At 63.1% G+C, this 5138-nt stretch carries 5 protein-coding genes and 1 pseudogene; 1 reads left to right on the forward strand and 5 read right to left on the reverse strand.

The window, feature by feature from the left end; genetic code table 11:
• Positions 1-793 (forward strand): DUF2493 domain-containing protein (locus tag B7Y43_RS19925; protein ID WP_374133400.1); only part of this gene is annotated, 793 nt, incomplete at its 5' end.
• Positions 794-913: 120 nt separating this feature from the next.
• Here B7Y43_RS19925 and B7Y43_RS19930 read toward each other — a convergent pair.
• The 5 genes and pseudogenes from B7Y43_RS19930 to B7Y43_RS19950 form a co-directional block, all read right to left on the reverse strand.
• The gene (locus B7Y43_RS19930) at positions 914-1144 is read right to left on the reverse strand and encodes a hypothetical protein (RefSeq protein ID WP_374133401.1); all 231 of its coding nucleotides are present in this window, start codon (positions 1142-1144) and stop codon (positions 914-916) included.
• A 40-nt stretch (positions 1145-1184) separates the two neighbouring features.
• The gene (locus B7Y43_RS19935; protein ID WP_374133402.1) at positions 1185-1586 is read right to left on the reverse strand and encodes a DUF305 domain-containing protein; all 402 of its coding nucleotides are present in this window, start codon (positions 1584-1586) and stop codon (positions 1185-1187) included.
• Between the two features lie 81 nt (positions 1587-1667).
• A complete protein-coding gene (locus B7Y43_RS19940; protein WP_374133404.1) occupies positions 1668-2699 on the reverse strand; it encodes a copper resistance protein B in 1032 nt (343 codons plus the stop codon).
• A gap of 65 nt (positions 2700-2764) precedes the next feature.
• Positions 2765-4553 (reverse strand): annotated as a pseudogene (locus B7Y43_RS19945) (multicopper oxidase domain-containing protein).
• Between the two features lie 5 nt (positions 4554-4558).
• Positions 4559-5138: RNA polymerase sigma factor (locus B7Y43_RS19950; protein ID WP_374133403.1), on the reverse strand; the 580-nt coding region annotated here is incomplete at its 5' end.

Consider the following 5138-nt stretch of genomic DNA (forward strand, 5'->3'; position numbering starts at 1 on the left):
GCGTGACATCGAAGATCTGGGCTGGGGCCTGGTGAACCTCTTCCACCGCGCCGCCGCCAAGAAGCACGGGCTGGTCGATCGGTTGACCGACGACATTCGCCTGCTCCTCGCCGAACAGGACGGCTCGGAGATCAGCACGGCCAACCTCGAGGACAAGATCGAGCTGGCCAAGAAGGTCGAGGAATCCGCTGGGTCCTTCGAGGTCATGCGAGACGTCGCCGCCGCGCACTATATCCGCGAGACCGGCAAGTCCTGGGTGCCATCGTCCGGCAACCGCATATCGCTCGGCGTCACCGCCGGGATCGTCGATGGTCATGCCTTCCTTCGTGCCCGCCGGGAGCGGGCTCTGAACGCCAACACGGCACAGGGGACGCCGGTGGTATTCGCCGGTGGCCGCCTAACCTTCGCCACTGACGACGAGATGAAGACGTTTGCCGACAACCTGCTTGCCACCCTTAACAAGGTTCGCGCCCATGTCGGCGATATGTATCTGGTCCATGGCGGCGATATGAAGGGAATCGAACGACTCGCGGCATCGTGGGCCGATCAGAACGGAATCCAGCAAGTGCGGTTCGGCCTCGATCGCAAGCTCGGCGATCGCGCGGGTTTCCGCCGCAATGAGCAGATGCTCTCGCTCAAGCCGAGGTTCGTGATCGCTTTTCAAGGTAACGGCGTCACCGAGCGCCTCGTGATCGAGGCTAAAGCTCGCAACATCCGAGTGGTGGATCGTCGTGGTCCGTTAGGCGTGGCGCCTGCATCGCTCAACGCCGGGCGCCGGCAGCAGTCAAGTTAGGCTTGCTTGGGGCACCGTATTTTCGGTGCCCCCCACTTCGATATTTGATCGAACGGCGGAACTCACTGTGGCGATGAAAGGCATGGAACGATCCAATTCACGACCTTCAATGGCGGTGGTCTAAACGGCCGCTTGTGCCGTATTCCGCCATTCGGCCCTTGGCAGCACCGTGTTGAGGTCGGCAAGAGCCATGCCCTTCGGGATTGCCGCCACGGTCTTGCGATCGACAATGTGGTCGCCATGCACCTTGTCGATCGAAAAAAAACTCATCAGCGCGCCGCTGGAAAACCACAGGATCAGCTGGAATCCGATGATGAGAGCGAGCCACTTGTGAAGGCGGCTGGCAATCATGTGGACCCGTTGGCGACGTAATTTCAGCTGAAGGCCCTTCCTATTGGGCGGGCTTGCCGTGGCTGCGGAGCCAGCCCTGAAGCTCGCCGATGTCCTTTTCCTGCATGTCGATGGTCATTTGCGCCATCCGCTTGGTATCGGCATCGGATGCCTGAGCAAGCGCCACGCGCGACATGGCAATCGCGCCGCGATGATGCTCGATCATCTTGCGGGTCCACTTTTCCGAAGCATCACCTGTCTTGGCCATCATCATCTTCATGTGCATGTCCATCTCGGACTTCGCATAGGGGTTCGACGGGTCATTCATCATCATGGAATGATCCATGCCTGCCATGCCCGACATAGCGGGCTTCGCTGGCTTAGCATGCTTGTGCTCGTGTGCGAGCGCCGGGGTCGCCAGTGCCAACGCCGCAATCGCGGCTATCGTGAGGGTAAGTTTCATCGGTCGTTCCTTCGTCGGGTGGCCCCCGCCTGTCGTAACCTGTCGCAGCGCCGGATAGGGCCAGGCTGCAACGCGGTAATATCAAAACCAGATACGTATCCCCGCCACGATTCCCGCGCTGGTGGCGTCCTCGCCATCGGCGCGGGCGTAACGACCGGTCTGTCCGACCTTTCGTGCCCACGACACGCCGACATAGGGCGCGAACTGGCGCTTGATCTCGTAGCGAAGCCGCAAGCCGACCTCGGCTGTGGACAGCCCCGCGCCGATCCGGCTCGCATCCTGCGCGGCAAAATTCAGCTCGACGCGCGGTTGCAAGATCAACCGCTGGGTGAGGCGCTGATCATAATAGCCTCCGAGGCGACCGAGAACGTCACCTTTGTCCGACAGGAACAGCGCGCCTTCGACCTCGAACCAATAGGGTGCGAGACCCTCGAAGCCGATGGTTGCATAGGTCCGACGAGCGCCGCGCCCGAGGTCCTGGCGGATGCCGACCTGTGCGTTGAAATAGGGATCGATGGCGCGGCTGTAGAGCGCTTGCACTTCGGCTTCGTCGACGCCTTCTCCGAACCGGCCCTCGCCTTCCGTTTTGATCGTCAGGCGGTTGATGTCGCCGCCATACCAGCCCTCGCCGTCCCATCGGAAGCCGTCCTGTCCGCGACGGGGCTGATACTCAGCGAGGTTGAACATCACGAAGCCGAAGGTCTGCGCACCGCTCTCATTCATCATTTGCCGATGCGAACGTTCGATCTCGGCAGCGGGGAAGATGCGCGTCGCATAATGATCGGTCGGCGGCGCTGGAGCCGGTGCGTTGCCGGCGGGAAGGTCTGTGCCGCTCTTTGCCATGTCGGGCATCGCGCTCTGGCCGGTCGCCACGCCATCCATCGGCGGCGATGTGCTCGACTTATCAGCCGACATGTCCATCCCCGGCATGGTCCCGTGATCCATCCCGCGGATGTCGTCCGCTTTGGGAACGGGCGATTCGGCGGCCTGGTCTGGTGCGCGCATGACCGGCATTGCCTGCGGCTTGCGAGCTGCGGGCTTGCGCGGTTTGGCCACAGGTTTGGTTGCAGGCATTTTCATGCCTGGCATCGAACCATGGTCCATCCCCGACATGCTCTGGGCTAGCGCGGGAGAACTCGCACCGAGCGCTGCAACCAGGGCAAAGGCAATGACGCCGCTCACGCAGCTTCCCCGCGCGGGCGAACGCTGACAACACGCATCATGCCCGCCGCCATGTGGTAGAGGAGGTGACAGTGAAACGCCCAGTCGCCGACGGCATCGGCGGTGACGTCGAACGTAACCTTCCCGCCGGGCTGCACGATCACCGTGTGCTTGCGCGGGGCATGATCGCCGTGTCCCGTCACCAGCTCGAAGAAGTGACCGTGCAAGTGGATGGGATGGCTCATCATCGAATCGTTGATGAGGTTCACCCGCACCCGCTCGCCTTCGATGAAGGGGATCGGCGCGTGATGATCAGACATCTTCACGCCATCGAACGACCACATGAAGCGTTCCATGTTGCCGGTCAGATGGAGATCGAGAGACCGGTCAGGGGCGCGCACATCCGGGTTACGGTCGAGCGCCATGAGGTCACGGTAAGTCAGCACCTTGTGGCCGACGTCTTCCAGGCCCTGACCCGGCTCGCCGGTCCGATCCATCGGCATCGGCGAAATCGTCTGGACGCCTGGATCGCGTTTCACCTGTGGCGCGACCGAGAAATCGCGCATCTTCATGCTGCCGTGATCCATACCCCCCATCACCCCGGCGGCGGGCGCTGCCCCGGACATGTCCATTTCGGGCATCGCCGCGTCTGGCGCTGGCGCAGACATGTCCATCGTCTGGGTATCGTGTCCCATCGCCGCATGATCCATGCCGGCCATCGATCCACCCGACATGTCCATGCCGCTCATGTCGCCCATGCCCATGTCGGTCATGTTGGCGAGCGGGCGCTTACGAAGCGGTGGTACTTCGGCGGCCATTCCTGCGCGCGGCGCTAGCGTTGCGCGCGCTATTCCCGAACGATCGGTCGCCTCACCGACGAAGGTATAGGCGCGGTCGTCGGTCGGGGTGACGATCACGTCGTAGGTCTCGGCAACACCGATCTGGAACTCGTCGATCTCGACCGGACGCACGTTCAGACCGTCGGCCTGTACGACTGTCATCCGAAGTCCTGGAATGCGGATGTTGAAGAAAGTCATTGCCGACGCGTTGATGATGCGGAGGCGAACCCGCTCGCCGGGCTTGAAGAGGGCCGTCCAGCTTACCCCAGTCGATGCGGTCTTTCAGCGGCTGGTCGCGCCCGGCGAGCAAGCCGCCGAGCGTCTGGCGCTGCATGTTGAAGTGGCCCGGATTGACCTTCATGTTCCGGAATATCGCTTCGGGCGACAGCGGGCTGTGATCGGACAGGACGATGACGTGCTCGCGGTCGGATACGATCGGGTCCACGCCCTCGGGATCGATGACGATCGGCCCATAGAGACCTTCCTGCTCCTGGAACCCCGAGTGGCTGTGATACCAATAGGTGCCCGCCTGATTGACGGGAAATTCGTAAAGAAAGCTCGTGCGGGGCTTGATGCCGGGAAAGCTGACGCCGGGCACGCCGTCATATTGAAACGGGACGAGCAAACCATGCCAGTGAATGGAGGAATCGACGTCGAGCTCGTTCGACACCGACAGCCGCACCTTTTGCCCCTGACGCAGGCGGATCAGCGGTCCCGGCACGGTTCCATTGATGCCGATCGCGCGGAAAGGCTTGCCGTCGATCCGCATCGTCTGCCGCGCGATCCGCAGGCTGACATCGGGACCGCTCACCATCGGCAGTGGCGCGACAATGCCTGACGACGCAGTCTGCGCCCAGGCCGGGAACCACGCGGCCAGCGCAGCGGTGCCACCGACCGCAGCCCCGGCGCGCAGCAGCGCGCGTCGATCGATCAGAGGGCGGGTTTCGGACAGTTCGCTAGGGGTCATGCACATCATACGCGGCGCGACCCATCTTCCCTCAAAGCGTCGTTCAGTTTCTGGCGCGCACGATAAAGCCGGGTCTCGACCGTCTTCTCGCTGACACCGAGCGTTGCCGCGACCTCGGCTTGCGACATGTCCTCGATCGTCCGGAGCAACAGCGCTTCTTTCAGGCGTGCCGGCAAGGCAGCAATTGCCACCGCGACGCGTGTCAGCTTCTCCCGGTCTTCGGCGGTTCGGTCTGCCCCCACAGCCTCGTCCGGGATTGAATACGCGGCATGGTCGGGCATTCCGAAGCTGAACAGCCGCCGCACCGCGCGCCGCCGTGCCCAGTCGCGCGCCTTGTTGAGCGCAATCCGTGCGATCCAGGCTCGGAACGGACGCGCGGGGTCATAACGATCGAGCGCACCGAATGCCGCGATCAATGTTTCCTGGGTGACATCCATCGCTTCGTCGGCATCACCGGTTGCACTGCGGACCAGCCGGTAGACGGCATCGCGGTGGCGTTCAGCGAGCACGCGGTAGGCCGCCTGGGTGCCGCTGCGCGCCAAGGCCGCCAGCTCCCCGTCGGATGCGTCATCAAGCGCAAGCGTC

This window comes from Sphingomonas sp. 28-62-20 (genome assembly GCF_002281505.1).